Here is a 15598-nt window from a genome sequence, read left to right as displayed (position 1 = left end):
TTTTTAAAAATCTCGATGTCATCCCTGCGAAAGCGGGGATCCATATTAAAAAATCTTTAAAATTAAAGATTTTTTATTACATAGTTTTTTTAAAGTAAAGCTTTTTTTAAAAGCTTTACTTTACTGGATTCCCGCCTACGCGGGAATGACATAAAACGAAAAATGTCCGGTACTATAGGTCAAGCCACGGGATGACAGTGGTGAAATTGAGCCATGCAACAACACTTAGGTCGTTCGCAATGACGACTTTCAGTATCCACGTGAGAATGCTATGCGAGAATGACATCACCTAATTTTCCACCCAGTGCAATATCTTCATTAACCTCAAATTTTTATTGACTTTTAGTCGAAAAGATATCTAGCTTTACAGCTAGAAATTTAAAATTAATAAATATTATGAAAAAATATATTAGGGATTATTATGCTTCTAATAAGCGGAAGTATATTTGCTCAAAGTCAAATATCTAATTTAGTTGTACCGGTTAGCTATTTTATAAATCATGTATCGCAATTGGAAAAGCTAAAAGAAAATCTTAATAAATACAAGCAATCTAGTGTAGTAGGGGGAAGCGGTATTGGTAAAACCCAGCTTGCTAGGATGTACGCTTATGAAAATAAAGATAACTATAACATAATTTGGTTTATTGATTGTAATCTAAATATAGAGCAGCAGTTACTCAAATTATCTAAAGTTATTAATACCGAGGTAAAATCACCGGTGATTTCAGAAGATATGGCAGTGATGAGGAAAGATTTAATAGCTTATCTAGCAAGTAAATATAAATGGTTGTTGGTGTTTGATAATTTAAAAATAGGCGAGAATAAGAAAATAGAAGATTTTATTAATTGGGAATATAACGGTAATATTATAGTTTGTTCTCAAGATGATGAATGATTATCTAATATAATCAAAGCAAATGCTTTCACTAAGCCGGAAACTGCATTACTTGCAAAAAATATATTGGAAAATAAAAATCCGGAATTAATAAATTTTTTGACTCAAGAATTTGGAGGATATCCGATTCTCGTAGTTCAAGGAGCACAAATATTAAATCAAATAAAAGGTTTGAACTTAGAGGAATATAAGAAAAAGATAAAAGCCTCTAAGGATAAAATTGAGCTAAATATAAAACTTGTTAGCAATGAATTAAAGCCTAGTGCTAAAAGATTACTAGATGGGATAGCACTGCTTAATAACCAAAGTTTTTCAAAAGAATTATTAAATTCTATTACTGAAGATAAGAATAGTCTAGATGATGATATTTATCAGTTTTCTAAATTTGCTTTGATCTCTAATATTGAGCCTAATGAAGTTAATCCGATATTTGAGATGCATGATGTTATAGCTGAAAAAATATTACAAATAAATGGAGATAAAGGAAATAAAGAATATCTTGAACTTAGTGTTACTAATCTTTTAAATTCTATACCTAAAAGTTTAGTAAAGGGGCGTATTTTTAGAAATGCTAAAACTATATCGGATAATATTGAGATAATTACAAAAAATGCAGAAAAATACGATATATCAATATATAAAATCTTAGAGCTAAAATTAAATTTATTAATACAATATGCTAATTTTTCTGATTTATATAACTCAAAAAAACTAGTAAATTGGTTTGATAAAAACGATCAAAAAGGTAAATTTAAATTATGGACAATGAATAATGAAGAAAAATTTGCTTATGCTGCGTATTTAGGACGCATAGGGTGGTATTATAGAACTTGGTCGAATCCTAAAAAAGCAATTGAATATGATACGAAAGCTAAGCAGGTATTTGAGGAAGTAAAAGGATATGATTCCATAAAATGTAATGTAGTTTTCGGTTCGGCTATATCCAATATTCAGCTAGGAAATCTAGAGGAGGCAGAAAAAAATATCCAAATTATGGAAGCTATGTTCAATCAAAATCTAGTAGATATAACTGATACGGCAACTATATATTATGCAAAATCTAAATTGTTTAATATTCAAGGTAAAAATTATGAAGCATTAAGAAGAATTGACGATACTATAAATGCTTGTATTGAAAACGGCATGAAACCTCAAGATTTATTTCTTACCGGTTCATATCTCATTAAAGTAGATGTATTAAATAATCTTAAGAAACATCAGGAAGCTTTTTCTTTATTAGAACAAGTATATGATATGAATAAATCGAGTAAAAAAGAGGAAAATCAAGTATTTGGACGAATTTTTACCCAAAAATCAAGAGCAAAGCTAGGACTTGGTGATGTTACCGAAGCTCTAGAATATGCCAAAAAAGCTAAAGCAATTTTCTTTAATGATACAACTAGACCTAATAAAGAGATTATTATATCACCGGATATAGATTTGGCAAAAACGTTCGTTGCTGAAGGGGATGCACTAGTGTTACTTAATCAAAATGAGGAGGCGGTAGATGCTTATGCTACTGCTGAAAATATATATTGGAATAACTATAAAGAAAATATGAAAAATGTGTATGAAATAAGTAATATGTATCTTGCAGCTGCTAAAGCTAGTTGTGCTTTACCTAAGAAATTTTGGTATGAAAAATTCCGTAATAATCAGATAGAAAAATTCGGAGCTGATCACCCGAATAGTATTAAAATTTTAAACCTTAAATGTGAGGGTTCAAATTAGCTAGAATTTTTTCTGATTAGTGCAATAAAAAAGCCGAAAGCGGTAAGAATAATTCCAAGCCAAATAAAGTTCATCATTGGCTTGTAATATATTTTAGCATGAATTATATCGCCATCTATATTACTTAAAACTGCGTAAAGATCATATGATAAGTAAGAATATATATCACTTTCTTGTGACAAGCTCTTCTCAACTATATAAAGCCTATTTTCCGGCTTTAATATAGTTATATTACGGCTATTATCCTCAAGCCAAAATTCAGCGATTTGTCTATAATAATTTTTACCTTGAGCAAACTTAATATTTTGCAATGTTACTTTAAATTCGTTAAATGTTTTACTTGTTCCTACTTTGCCGGTAAAATCCATTTCGCTTTGTAATAATGCATTCATAGTAATACTAAAAGCAATTAGTGCAAAACCAAAATGCCCTAAGGTCATACTAGCAGCACTTGCTTTAAGCCTATTTCTAAAATAATTAGTTTTAATCAAAAGATAATGAACATTATGAAGCATCAAAAATATAGATGCAATTATAGTTAAAATCGATATAACACTAAATGTTACTTTTAACGAGATAAAATAAGTAATTATTAGAGATAATATTAGAATTATAATATGTTTTTTAATAGAGCTTTTAGTAGTAAATAATCCTATAGTACAAAGAATAGGGATAACGAATATAATAAAATTATTAACAAAAAATGTTTCACTAATAATAATTGGTTTGTCGTCAAATAAAGAGTAAATCGGCGGGTAAAGTGTGGCAGCTATTAGCACAATAAGGCTAAGTAGGAAGAATATATTGCCGAGGGTTATACCAGTCATTGCGAAGCCACGAAAGTGGCTGCGGCAATCTCGGATAGTTTCCTGAGATTGCTTCGTTAATGCTAATGTATTTCCTCGCAATGACGTTGTAGTATACAACCCAATACTACCAATCCCCATAATCAAAAATATACCAAGTAAGTATATCCCTCTCTCAGGAGAGAAGGCAAAAGAGTGAATTGAGGTAATAAAACCAGAACGTACTAAAAAAGTACTAAATATTACTAATAAAAAAGTAACAATTGATAAGATTATCGTCCAGTTATGCAAGGGGGCTATACGGTTTGTTTTGGTAGTAACTATTATAGAATGATGTAACATAATTCCGGATAACCAAGGAAATAGCGAAATATTTTCTACCGGGTCGAAAAACCAAAATCCACCCCAGCCGAGTTCTCTATAGGCCCACCAAGAACCTAGGCTAATGCCGATAGTAGTAAATAAGATACCGATATTGGAAAATGTTTTGAGAAAGCGTATGTCATTAATGGATTCCTGCTTTCGCAGGAATGACATAGAAGAGGAATGGAATAACATAGAGGCAGTAGCAATAGTAAAAGGTACGGCGTAGCTGACATAGCCTAAATAAAGCAGAGGAGGATGGATGCTCAAAGCAATATCTTGTAGCATCGGGTTTAGTCCAAGCCCCTCTTTAGGAGCGAAAGAAAACACGTTAAAAGGATTGGAGGTAAAGTAAATAAAGCTACTAAAAAATAATTGTATGGCTGATAGAATAATAATAGATAAAAATTTAAGCCGGTTATCTTTAAGTAAAAATATATAACAGCAACTAACGATTTGTAATAAACAAAACCATAATAACATTGAGCTTTCGTGGCTCGACCAACTACCGGCTATTTTATATATTAACGGCTTTAAGGTGCTAGAATTTAAGAAAACATTTTGTAGTGAAAAGTCAGAAATAATAAAAGCATAGACTAGGGTAAAGAAAGCGAGTACGGGGCATAAGGCACTTGCGTAGAAAGAAAAATTGATAATATTGTCATTGCGAGGAGGCACGAAGTGTCGACGTGGCAATCTCAGGAATTTTTGTATTACCTCATGAGATTGCCACGCTCCTTTTAATCGCTTGCAATGACGCTTTAATAAGCCAAAAACAATCGACATCCCGCTTAAGCACATCGTTGTTAGCAGTAAAAAATTACCGATTTCACTCACTGCTTATTGTTTCCTCGGTAGTAGGTAATACGGTAATTTTTACACTGTCAATCTTATTGGCAATTTTCTTTAAAATTATTATTTTAAAGTTAAATATTTCAATTATTTCTCCTTGATTTGGAATTCTAGCAATTTTGTGGATTATTAACCCCGCTATAGTATTTGCATCCTCATCCGATAAATTCCAATCAAGTTCTCGGTTAATATCTCTAATAGTTGTAGTTCCTTTTATAATGAACTCGGTATTAGACTTCTTGATAATTTCATTATTAAGTCTATCATGTTCATCGGTAATAGGTCCTACGATTTCTTCTATAACATCTTCAAGAGTAATAATTCCCTGTAAATCACCATATTCATCTACAACACAAGCAAAATGATTATTACGTTCTCTAAAGGCATGTAGCTGGTCTACTACAAGTGCGTTCTCAGGGATAAACCAAGGTGGAGTTAGAAGTTTATTAATATCAACTTTTTTTGCATCATTATTATTTTCGTATAATACTTTAAGCAAATCTTTTAGATTGAGAATACCTATTATATTATCTCTATTATCTTGCCATAAAGGTATACGTGTATGAGCACCCGATAATAAAGTTTTAATTATCACTTCATGAGGTAGGTCGATATTAAGGGCTATAATACTACTTCTGTGAGTCATAATTTCCGATACCGTCATATTACGTATATCTAATATTCCGCCGAGCATATTACGATCGGATTTATAAACTCCGCCTTCTTGGTGGTAATGCTCAATCACACCTCTTACTTCTTCCGTTCCTGATATTTGAGGATTTAAATTAATACGAAATATGAAGCAAAATATTTTTGTAATGTAATCAAGAGCAATATTAATAGGTTTGAAAAGCTTTAAAAATATTACGATAGTTGAAGCCATTTTTAATGCTAATTGTTCAGGTTTAGCAACGGCTATTGCTTTCGGTACTACTTCGGCAAAAACAATAATTATAAAAGCCATAACGCCGGAAGCAACAATAGGTCCATTATCTCCAAGAAAGCTAATAAAGAGAGTAGTAGCAATTGTAGTGCAAACCGTATTGATTAAACTATTGCCTATTAGTAAAGTTCCTATGACTTTTTCTTTTTTCTTAAGAACCCCTAAAACCATTTTAGCACGTTTATTACCGGCGATTTTAAGCTTATGAATCTTCCCTGGGGAAGAAGCGGTAATAGCGGTTTCGGTAGCGGCAAATAAAGCAGATAAGGCGATCATTATTATAATAACAATCACAAGTATGGTAGTCATTCTTTGTTAAAATATAAATTAACTATAAATAATTATATTAGGAATTAGAAATTTTGCCTAATGTTTTTTTAATATCAACGGCTTCTTTCAGTATCTTTTGTTTTTTGGCTGTTAATAAGATTTTGAAATTTGTTACTTGATTGTTGTAAAGGATTTGCCTTTACTTGGTGCATCATTTCTTGTGTTTGTTGTTTCTCTATAACGAGCCGTGCATGCTTTGCGTGGTTGGTTTTCTTGTAGAGGTTCATATGGTGTTGTTTGTTCTTTTTGTATATCCTCAGCTCTATCTTTCATAACTTTCTTTGTATTAAAATTAAAGTCAATAGGGTTTACCTCAGCTTTACCTAAATCTTTTTGAAATTGCCTAGATATTTGTGATACATATTTTTTAAAGTTTTCAGCAGCATTATTTGGATCTTTTAAGATTTCATTAATTTCAAGTTTCAATCTGTAAATTTGATCTTCAGAGCTAATACCGAATTTAGCAGTGATAAGATTTGTTGCTTCGTCTGCAGAAAGAGGCCAAGTTTCTATAATTACTCTACCACCTTGATTTTTAGCTGTTTTTATTAGTTTGTCTAATTTTGCTTTGTCAGGTATCGTACCGGAGAGCAACTGGTCAATTTCACGATCATATACAAGATTGTTAAAAACAGATGTTACTAAACTTATATCCGTAATTGTAGTGGTTTTATCTTTTGGTACTATACCATCGGCTATAGCTAAATTTTGATCTACTTCATTTGTGAAAAAAACATGATCAGTTTTTTCCATAATTTGCTTCCAATAAGCTTCTAGCTCAGGATTTTGGTTTAATGAATTATATTGATCAAAAGTAATAGTAGTTTTTATATTTAAATTTTGCAAATTGATTAAATCTTGTACCCGAAAAATTGGTTTTACATTATTATTGTTAAGTTGAATGTTAAAAATCGGTGTTTTGCCCTCTTTGCGGGATTTTTCTAAGATTTCCGAAAAAATACGTTCTTTATCGGATATATGTGATTCTTTATTAACTTGAAGCGGGATAATAGGTAGTTTATTTTGAGCTTCCTGATTGTTTATTCTTTCTAATATCTGATCTTTATTGCCAAGTAAAAGAGTAAATATAATAGGCTCAGCCATTACTAACCTTTATTAAATAAATAGCATTAATATAATTTAATTATCAGAATTTTTGGGCTTCAAATCAAGCTATATTTAATAATCCGTGCTTTAGCTTATATAATTTATCCATTTTATGTGCTAACTCATGGTTATGTGTTACCATAATAATTGCGGTGTTTTGTTCTCTTGCTACTTTTAAAAATAAATTAAATACTTCATTTGTAGTTTTGGGATCTAAATTACCTGTCGGTTCATCTGCTAAAATAATTTTTGGCTTATTAATTAAGCTCCGAGCTATAGCGACCCGTTGTTGTTCTCCACCCGATAATTCTCCGGGCATATTATAGAGTTTTTTTCCAAGTCCTAAATCATCTAATATCTTTGTTGCATCTTCTATTGCTTCTTTTTGATCAAGACCGCTAATAAGTCTTGGCATGATAACATTTTCAAGAGCGGTAAAATCTTTAAGTAAGTGATGTTGTTGATAGATAAAACCTAAATAATGAAGACGAATGAGATGATATTTTTGATACTTGCTATTTGGTATGATGACTTGACCGTTTGTAGGTTTATCAAGCAAGCCGGCAATATGTAGTAAAGTCGATTTGCCGCTACCTGAAGAACCTATTATAGCGATTAATTCACCCTCATTAACCGTTAAATTAAGATCATCAAGTACCCTAACAATAGTTTTGCCTTGGCTGTAATGTTTTGAGATATTTTTTAGAATGAGGACTGTATTATTCATATCTTAGGGCATCCACGGGATTTAATTTTGAGGCTCTATAAGAAGGATAAATTGTCGCAAGAAAACACAATATTATAGATAAAGAGGTAATTAAAATAATATCCTCAGCTCTTACTTTTGAAGGTAAACTATAAAGAAAATAAATAGCTGCCTCGAAAATTTTAGTACCGGTTATACGCTCCAAATAATTTTTGATAGTTTGAATATTATAAGAGAAAGTAACACCAAGGATTACACCTAGTGTTGTGCCAAGTAATCCTATAAACATTCCGTTATAGATAAAAATAAGCATTATTTGCTTAGTGCTTGCTCCCATAGTTCTAAGAATTGCAATATCTGAAGTTTTATCTTTAACAAGCATAAATAAGCTTGAAATAATATTAAAGGCGGCAACCATAATAATTAAAGATAGAATAGTAAACATAGCCGTACGCTCGACAGCAAGGGCACTTAAAAACTGTGAATTTAAGGTTTGCCAATTAAATACGTATAGGTTTGGACCTAATAATGATTGTATTTTATATGAATATGCAAGAGCTTTATCGGGGTCTAGACTATTAATTTCGATTAAATTAATATCGTCGCCGAGAGATAAGAAATTTTGTGCTGCGGTAAGCGGCATTAATATCGTTGTCAAATCATAATCATACATACCGCTATTGAAAATTGCGATAATTTTAAATTCTTTTGATCTTGGCATACTGCCAAAGGCGGTAGAAACTGAATTTGGTGAAATTAATCTAATCTTATCCCCAATTGTTACGCCTAAATTACTTGCTAATTGTTCTCCGAGTGCTATTACGTTTTTGCCGTGAAAATCATCAAAACTACCGAAATTTACATTTTTAAAAATTTCATTTCTTAAACTTAGATCCTTTAATTTCATACCTTTAACAAGCACACCGCTATTATTACTTTTACCAAGAGCCAAAGCTTGACCGTGAGCGATGAATGTTACATGCTTTACATAATCTTGTTTTAGGAGTTTAGCTTTAATTTCTTCATAGTTATCAATACTACCGCCTTGCCGATTTATTACTATATCCCCATTTAAGCCGATAATATTTTTAGTAAGCTCTATATGAAAACCGTTCATAACGGACATGACTACTATCAATGCTGCAACGCCGATCATTACGCCTACTAAAGAAAAGGCAGAAATAATAGAAACAAATTTTTCGTTTTTCTTAGCTCTAAAATATCTGAAAGCTATCTTGAAAATAAAATTGTTATTGATCATTTTTTTTATTTGTTCTTATATCTATATCGTCATTGCGAGGAGCGAAGCGACGTGGCAATCTAGTTTTTATTTCCTGAGATTGCCAAGCTCCTTGCAGTCGCTTAGCTCATGACGAAACAAAGACCTCTACACTCTATCAGAAATCTCAAAGACTTTATCGTACTTAAATAATTTAGGTAATGTTATTAACCCAAATAGCGTAACAATGGATATAGTAATGCCAAGAGGGGTAAAAGTACCGTTATATAAAAATCCTACTAATTGCAGCCCAAATGCCGTTAAAATCAATCTAGCCGCAGTAAACATAGCCGTCATACGAGCTTTACCGTCCGGAATAGCTTCTAAAAGCAATGGCCATAATATGTTAATCGGATATATCACGCCAAGAGATAATAATAAAGTAACTATTGTTATAGTTAAAGGATTATTAATATTATATATAACTAATATACTATTTCCTAGTAGGAATAGTATTATAAATATAACTCCAAAATAGAAGCAATTTCTAATACCGAATTTTTTAAAGCAATAACCGCTTGAAAAGCTCATAATTGAGAATAGAGCCGCCATTGCTCCTTGATAAAGTCCGAAATATTCTAAAGTTACACCTAAATCTTGCATATATAAAATAGGAGCAATCCCAATAAATATCCAATATCCTTGTGCAAGAAATATCATTGTAAGTATATAATATATAGCTTTTGGCGATTTGAAGATAGGTATATATTCTTTTAAGGAAATACGTATTTTTTTATTAACTTTTCTTTTCGGAATAAATAATATACCAAGAATTAGACTAATCAAACCTACTATAAGCAATAAAACAAAATTACCACGCCAGCCCCAAAATAAATTGACGTAGCTACCTATAACCGGTGCTATTGCCATAGAAAGGGCAATAGTGCCGTTTAAAATACCCATTAATCTTTGCTGCTCTTGTACCGAATAAATATCGGCAAGAACAACATATACTAGCACTGCAACCGATGATATCCCGCATCCTTGCAAAAATCTTCCAAATAATATGGCTTCATAATTATTTGCAAATACACAAAATAAACTACCAAGATTAAAAATCAGTAAACCGAGTATAATAATCGGTCTGCGTCCATACCTATCTCCTAAATTACCGACTATAAGCGAAGTAATACAATAAGCGGTTAGATTTACACCGAGTAGTAGTTCCGTCATAAAAGTTGAAAGGTTGAATGTATCTTGTATTTTAGGGAAGCTTGGAACGAATAAATCTATTTCCGCTCCAGCGAGTATTTCCATGATGATTACGGTAATAAGTAATTTCATAAGTAATTGTTAGTTTTAGGTTGTTTTAGCAAAGTATTGTTGAATCTAAAAGTCTGCTCGATGTCACCCCAGTGATAGGCTTGTGTTATTGTGTGGCTTATTTTATGTCATTCCCGAGTAGCATTGTTGCGTGGATATTGCTGTCATTCCTGCGAAAGCAGGAATCCAAAAAAATAGTCTTATTATTGACAAAATAAACCTAAAAAAACAAGTTTTTTGTCAGTTTTACTGGATTCCCGCTTTTAGCTAGGAATGACATAAAGAGTATTTACCGAACCACGCAACAATATTTTTGCAGGCATGACATAAATAAGGATACAGGAATTACAGCAAAGCCACCCAACAAACTAGCTTTCTATAATTCTTATAGCTTACAATAATTAGTGTATTATTTTACTAAAGAAAGAATAAATGAATATTTATACTCGTCTAGCAATTTTTATTTATCAATGAGTATATACATGACACGATAACAGGAAGACTGAAAGGAAGTGAAAGCAGAAACTTTTAGTGATATATGTTAAGAATAATTATTCCTAACATATGGGACTATTAACAAAATAAATTTTAAAGCTAATTAAGTTTACTTTTGCTGTAAATTATAAAACTTTTTTGAAATAGTATTAACTATTCTTTCAAAAATCTTATTAATTTTCGCTAAAAATTCTTTTTAATTATCAATTAGAATTATTTTGTTAACAGTTCCCTATCAATTTTAAAAATCAATTAAAATATTACTGATTAATTCCTAAAGCTTGTTTTTGAGCATCGGTAGTATTTTCCATTACCCACTTTTGGACACCAGGACTTAGCATATTATACTGATCTGCTGTTAAACTAGCAACCCAAGCTTGTTGATCGTCAGTACTCATAGCTTGTATTTGGGTTGTTGTAACTGAAGCTGGGTCAGGCATTTGCATTGATGAAGCAAATACTGGGCTTGCGAAAGCTAGAATTAATAAAATCTTTAATAAATTTTTCATTTTGTAAACCTTTTTTGTTTTGTAATTAACGATTATAACAAAGCCACGGCAGCTTTCAAGCTAAATTATATTTAATATTTAAATTTTTTTATACTACGGAGCTTTTATTGTAACAAATATATCAATTATCTACTTTATTGTCATTCCTAGCTCAGCATTATTGCGTGGATACCAAATCGTCATTGCGAGCGACCGTAGGGAGTGCGGCAATCTCATGAAGTAATAACAAACTCCTGAGATTGCTTCGTCGAATTACCTTGTAATTCTTCTCACAATGACGGAAAACCGAGCCACGCAGGCAATACTTTCGTAGGAATGACATACCCTTTTATACTGTTAACTGCTCTCTGCAAATATTACGATAGATTTCTGAGTTTTTAGATAAATCATTATGTGATCCTTCAGCGACTACTCCTCCTTTATCTATCACTAAAATATAATCAGCTGATTCTATACTACTAATCCGATGGGCAATTGATATAATAATTTTCCCTTTCATTATTTCTTTTATAGATTCTAGTAATTTCTGCTCGCTCATCGTATCTAAAGCACTCATTGCTTCGTCAAGAAGTAAGATTTGTGGTTTATGTAGTAATGCTCTAGCAATAGCTATCCTTTGTTTTTGTCCTCCTGATAATCTAACTCCTCTCTCACCGATTTTAGCATTGATACCGTCATGAAGTTTAGCAGCAAATTCTTCTATTTCCGTAATTTTTATTATCTCATTTATTTCGTCGTCGCTTGCTTGCGTATTACCGAATATAATATTTGATTTTATAGTGCCGGAAAAAATGTTAGCTTCTTGGGGAACATAGGCAATTAATTTACGAATTTCAGCAGGATTTGAAAGAGTTATATCTTGATTGTTAATAAGGATAGTGCCGTTTTCTTGCCGGTAAAAACGCAGCAGTAACTGTATCAAGGTACTTTTGCCTCCGCCTGATCTGCCTACAATACCGATAAATTTATCGGCATTTATCTTCAAAGACATATTATTAATAATCCTTAAATTAGGTCTTGAATGATAGGTAAAATCGACATTTTTAAATTCTATCGAAATTGGATCGGAATTATTTAATTCTAAATAACTATTATGTGCTATAGGAGTCTTATCTATAATTGTAATTATTCGCTCTAGTGCGGCGAGTGGTAGATGTATTTCACTTAATAGTTCAAAAATACCGCCGCTACTAAAGCCGGCAATGATAGCATAATAAATAAACGAGATAATTTGACCGGCAGATAAATTCCCTTTAACTATATCCGAAGCTCCAATCCAAACAACTAAAGTAATTGCAAGAAATATAATTGCTATTGAAATCGCAAAGAATAAAGCACGAATTTTTAAACGGGTTTTGCAGTATGTTAAATAGTTTTGTAGTTTAATATCAAAATCGGTAATTTTATTTGTTTGATTGTTAAAAGCATAGATAGCTCTAATATTATTAAAAGTTTCATCAATATCCGACGCTAAAAGTGATTTAGATTCTAGAGCTTTTTTAGATAAAGTCTTAACATGTTTGCCAAATTTAATTAAAGGAATTAATAAGATAGGAATCGTAATAATTACTATAGAAGCGAGTTTAAAGCTTTCAAAAAACATTAAAGTAACGCCGCCAATTAGCATCACCGAATTGCGAATAAAAAAAGATAAGAAATTAACTATGAGAGTAGATATTTGATCTATATCATTTGTTAGGCGTGAAATTATATCGCCGATTTTTAGTTCTTCAAACTCTTCAATTTCATAATTAATTAAATTACTATAAGCTTCTTTTCTTATTTGATTAACTGCCTTTTCAGCAACATTATTGATAAAATATGAACGGAAAAAACTAGCAATACTTAAGATGATAATTAATAAACAAATATATAATATAGATTTATCAACCGATAAAATATGGTCTTGGCTTAAGCCGTTATCAACTAAATTTCTAAAAACACTACCGATTAGTAATAATGAAGCTGATACGCTAAGTAAAGAAATCATAACGATGATCAAGTCTTTTTTATAGAACTTTAGATACTTAATTAGTCTATATAAAAGTTTGATATCCATAAGAAAAAATGTCATTGCGAGTGACTTTAGGCGTTGTTGGATATCAAATCGTCATTACGAGGAGCGAAGCGACGTGGCAATCTAGAAAAATAATAAAAAAGTACTAACTTTAGTATTTTTTTACTGGATTGCTTCGTCAAATTACTATGTAATTTTCCTCGCAATGACGATTTGGTAACCACATAACAATCCCAAAATATGGGGCGAGTGACGGGTTTCGAACCCGCGACCCTCAGAACCACAACCTGATGCTCTAACCAACTGAGCTACACCCGCCATAAATTAACAACGTAAATTTAGATTATCAGAAGGATTTAGTCAAGAATATTTATTGTATTAACATATATTATTTGACTTATATATTATAACTATATATAGTTACAGTATGAATCAGTATATAAAACTTATAAATAAAGCTAAACAAAATCCTAAAGGACTAAGTTTCTCTGAATTTCATACTTTAATGACTAAGTGCGGTTGGGTTAAAGATAGGCAAAAAGGTAGCCATCAGATTTGGTACTCGCCTAAAGGAGATAGGTTGTCTATTCAGACTTTTGGAAATATGGCAAAAGAATATCAAGTTCAACAATTTTTAAACTTTGAAAAAGGAAATGAAGATGAAAACAAATGACGCATTTGACGGGTTTACTATAGAGCTTTTTAAAGATACGGATGGAGATTGGCTAGCAAGATTTGAAGAGCTACCGAACGTATCGGCTTTTGGCAATTCGCCTGAAAAAGCACTGCAAGAATTACAACAAGCTTGGACTTTAATGAAAGAAAGTTATATAAGTCATAATCAATCTATTCCTTTAGCACCGTCTAGGAAAGAATATAGCGGACAGTTTAATGTTAGAGTAGATAAACGTGTGCATCGAGCTTTAGTACTTGAAGCACTTAGAGCAAAAATTAGTTTAAATGCTCTAGTATCTCAAAAATTAACTTTATCGGTAAACAATGAAAAAAGCAGTTATTCTAGTTAGCGGCGGGGCAGACTCTGCTACGGTTCTTGCAATAGCAAGAGAAATGGGTTATGAAATCCATGCTATGAGTTTTAATTACGGACAACGTAATAATGCAGAGCTTCGGAAAGTTAAGGAGCTTATAAAAGAATATAACGTCAAGCAGCATAAGATTGTTGATATAGATTTGCGGGCTTTCGGTGGTTCTGCTTTAACCGATAATAATATAGATGTTCCGCATTATCACGATGTAAACGAACTACCTGAAGATGTGCCGGTTACTTACGTGCCTGCTCGTAATACGATATTTTTAAGTTATGCACTAGGGTATGCAGAAGTAATAGGAGCAAAAGACATTTTTATAGGCGTGCATACAAGCGATTCGGCAAATTACCCTGATTGTCGTCCTGAATATATTAAATCTTTTGAAGAAATGGCGAATTTGGCAACCAATATAGGAAACAGAATTACCATTCATACTCCTTTAATTGATATGACAAAAGAGCAAATAATTAAAACAGGGCTGGAGCTTGGAGTAGATTATAAAAATACAATCTCATGTTACGACCCTACGGAGGATGATTTATCTTGTGGTAATTGCCTTGCTTGCATGATAAGACTCGATGCTTTTAAAAAGAATAATGTACAAGACCCGATTAATTATGTATGATAAATAGAGAATATTTATATGCTCCTTTTCCTGTACTTGATTTAAACGATATAGTTTTACGTGCGTTAGTCGAAGATGATGCACAAGATTATTTTAATTATATGAGTAAGTCGGAAATGGCTATTTATATAACTGATAGTAATAGACCTAAAGACTTAGAAGAAGCTAGAGAAGAAATACATTATTGGTCTAGTTTATATAAAAATCATAGAAGCTTTTATTGGGGAATTGCCCTTAAAGACGATAATAAATTGATAGGTACAGCAGGGTTTAATATAATAAATCTAGAGTATCATAGAGCAGAAATAAGCTATGATTTAGATCCTAGTTTTTGGGGTCAAGGTATGATGTTAAAATCTATAAAAAATATATTAAAATTTGCTGATTATATTGGTATTATAAGAGTACAGGCAACAGTAATTACTGATAATTTTCGTTCAATTAATCTTCTTGAGAGATGTGGTTTTGCTAGGGAGGGAATCCTTAAAAAATACGAAATAGTTGCAAATGAGCATAAAGATTATTATATGTATGGTAGGGTTGTATAGGGTGTTGTTGACCGTCATTGCGAGCGACTGCAAGGAGCATGGCAATCTCATAAAATAATACTCCTAAGATTGCTTCGTCA

At 31.7% G+C, this 15598-nt stretch carries 13 protein-coding genes, 1 tRNA gene and 1 pseudogene; 6 read left to right on the top strand and 9 right to left on the bottom strand.

Annotated elements, in window-relative coordinates:
* Window positions 1-421: 421 nt before the first annotated feature.
* Window positions 422-895 carry a hypothetical protein gene (locus ACE38Q_RS04805; RefSeq protein ID WP_500190288.1) on the top strand — a complete coding sequence of 158 codons (474 nt, stop codon included), beginning with the start codon at window positions 422-424 and terminating at the stop codon, window positions 893-895.
* 66 nt (window positions 896-961) lie between these two features.
* Window positions 962-2626 (top strand): tetratricopeptide repeat protein, encoded by a 1665-nt coding sequence (locus ACE38Q_RS04800; protein ID WP_500191404.1) that lies wholly within the window; start codon window positions 962-964, stop codon window positions 2624-2626.
* Here the strand turns inward: ACE38Q_RS04800 and ACE38Q_RS04795 are convergent.
* The 9 genes and pseudogenes from ACE38Q_RS04795 to ACE38Q_RS04755 all read right to left on the bottom strand — a co-directional run bounded on the left by ACE38Q_RS04795 (window position 2623) and on the right by ACE38Q_RS04755 (window position 13614).
* Window positions 2623-4632, bottom strand: a complete 2010-nt coding sequence (locus tag ACE38Q_RS04795; RefSeq protein WP_500190287.1) for a heme lyase CcmF/NrfE family subunit — start codon at window positions 4630-4632, stop codon at window positions 2623-2625. The genes ACE38Q_RS04800 and ACE38Q_RS04795 overlap by 4 nt on opposite strands.
* Window positions 4625-5899: an HlyC/CorC family transporter gene (locus tag ACE38Q_RS04790; RefSeq protein WP_500190286.1), complete on the bottom strand. Its 1275-nt coding sequence runs from the start codon at window positions 5897-5899 to the stop codon at window positions 4625-4627. Before ACE38Q_RS04790 ends, ACE38Q_RS04795 begins: the two co-directional genes overlap by 8 nt.
* Before the next feature lie 219 nt (window positions 5900-6118).
* Window positions 6119-7024, bottom strand: a pseudogene (locus ACE38Q_RS04785) (Ulp1 family isopeptidase); the annotation flags it as partial.
* A 64-nt stretch (window positions 7025-7088) separates the two neighbouring features.
* On the bottom strand, window positions 7089-7754 hold the full coding sequence (locus ACE38Q_RS04780) for an ABC transporter ATP-binding protein (protein ID WP_103897569.1): 666 nt from the start codon (window positions 7752-7754) through the stop codon (window positions 7089-7091).
* Entirely contained in the window at window positions 7747-8994 is a 1248-nt protein-coding gene (locus ACE38Q_RS04775) for a lipoprotein-releasing ABC transporter permease subunit (protein ID WP_500190285.1), read from the bottom strand. The genes ACE38Q_RS04780 and ACE38Q_RS04775 overlap by 8 nt, the downstream gene beginning before the upstream one ends.
* Before the next feature lie 126 nt (window positions 8995-9120).
* Entirely contained in the window at window positions 9121-10296 is a 1176-nt protein-coding gene (locus ACE38Q_RS04770; protein ID WP_500190284.1) for a multidrug effflux MFS transporter, read from the bottom strand.
* A 734-nt stretch (window positions 10297-11030) separates the two neighbouring features.
* Complete coding sequence (locus tag ACE38Q_RS04765) at window positions 11031-11279, bottom strand: DUF2673 domain-containing protein (protein WP_500190283.1); 249 nt, start codon at window positions 11277-11279, stop codon at window positions 11031-11033.
* Between the two features lie 328 nt (window positions 11280-11607).
* Entirely contained in the window at window positions 11608-13338 is a 1731-nt protein-coding gene (locus ACE38Q_RS04760) for an ABC transporter ATP-binding protein (protein ID WP_500190282.1), read from the bottom strand.
* A 199-nt stretch (window positions 13339-13537) separates the two neighbouring features.
* Window positions 13538-13614 (bottom strand) — tRNA-His (locus ACE38Q_RS04755).
* 187 nt (window positions 13615-13801) lie between these two features.
* Between ACE38Q_RS04755 and ACE38Q_RS04750 the strand changes: the two genes are divergently transcribed.
* The 4 genes from ACE38Q_RS04750 to ACE38Q_RS04735 are packed head-to-tail and all read left to right on the top strand — an operon-like array spanning window position 13802 to window position 15518.
* Window positions 13802-13969, top strand: coding sequence for a type II toxin-antitoxin system HicA family toxin (locus ACE38Q_RS04750; protein WP_500191299.1), 168 nt, complete (start codon window positions 13802-13804; stop codon window positions 13967-13969).
* Window positions 13956-14321 (top strand): toxin-antitoxin system HicB family antitoxin, encoded by a 366-nt coding sequence (locus ACE38Q_RS04745; protein ID WP_039594813.1) that lies wholly within the window; start codon window positions 13956-13958, stop codon window positions 14319-14321. Before ACE38Q_RS04750 ends, ACE38Q_RS04745 begins: the two co-directional genes overlap by 14 nt.
* Complete coding sequence (gene queC / locus ACE38Q_RS04740) at window positions 14296-14970, top strand: 7-cyano-7-deazaguanine synthase QueC (RefSeq protein ID WP_500190281.1); 675 nt, start codon at window positions 14296-14298, stop codon at window positions 14968-14970. Before ACE38Q_RS04745 ends, queC begins: the two co-directional genes overlap by 26 nt.
* Window positions 14967-15518 carry a GNAT family N-acetyltransferase gene (locus tag ACE38Q_RS04735; protein WP_500190280.1) on the top strand — a complete coding sequence of 184 codons (552 nt, stop codon included), beginning with the start codon at window positions 14967-14969 and terminating at the stop codon, window positions 15516-15518. Before queC ends, ACE38Q_RS04735 begins: the two co-directional genes overlap by 4 nt.
* Window positions 15519-15598: the final 80 nt, after the last annotated feature.

The organism is Rickettsia endosymbiont of Thecocarcelia acutangulata (genome assembly GCF_964263195.1).
In the GTDB taxonomy this organism is placed as follows: Bacteria; Pseudomonadota; Alphaproteobacteria; order Rickettsiales; family Rickettsiaceae; genus Rickettsia; species Rickettsia felis.
The sequence above is the reverse complement of the archived record's forward strand: the minus strand, read 5'-3'. Positions and strand labels throughout refer to the sequence as shown.

Coding starts and splice junctions, on each gene's coding strand:
- ACE38Q_RS04805 (WP_500190288.1), top strand. CDS start 422: ATGCTTCTAATAAGCGGAAGTATATTTGCTCAAAGTCAAATATCTAAT.
- ACE38Q_RS04790 (WP_500190286.1), bottom strand. CDS start 5,899: ATGACTACCATACTTGTGATTGTTATTATAATAATGATCGCCTTATCT.
- ACE38Q_RS04780 (WP_103897569.1), bottom strand. CDS start 7,754: ATGAATAATACAGTCCTCATTCTAAAAAATATCTCAAAACATTACAGC.
- ACE38Q_RS04775 (WP_500190285.1), bottom strand. CDS start 8,994: ATGATCAATAACAATTTTATTTTCAAGATAGCTTTCAGATATTTTAGA.
- ACE38Q_RS04770 (WP_500190284.1), bottom strand. CDS start 10,296: ATGAAATTACTTATTACCGTAATCATCATGGAAATACTCGCTGGAGCG.
- ACE38Q_RS04765 (WP_500190283.1), bottom strand. CDS start 11,279: ATGAAAAATTTATTAAAGATTTTATTAATTCTAGCTTTCGCAAGCCCA.
- ACE38Q_RS04760 (WP_500190282.1), bottom strand. CDS start 13,338: ATGGATATCAAACTTTTATATAGACTAATTAAGTATCTAAAGTTCTAT.
- ACE38Q_RS04750 (WP_500191299.1), top strand. CDS start 13,802: ATGACTAAGTGCGGTTGGGTTAAAGATAGGCAAAAAGGTAGCCATCAG.
- ACE38Q_RS04745 (WP_039594813.1), top strand. CDS start 13,956: ATGAAAACAAATGACGCATTTGACGGGTTTACTATAGAGCTTTTTAAA.
- queC (WP_500190281.1), top strand. CDS start 14,296: ATGAAAAAAGCAGTTATTCTAGTTAGCGGCGGGGCAGACTCTGCTACG.
- ACE38Q_RS04735 (WP_500190280.1), top strand. CDS start 14,967: ATGATAAATAGAGAATATTTATATGCTCCTTTTCCTGTACTTGATTTA.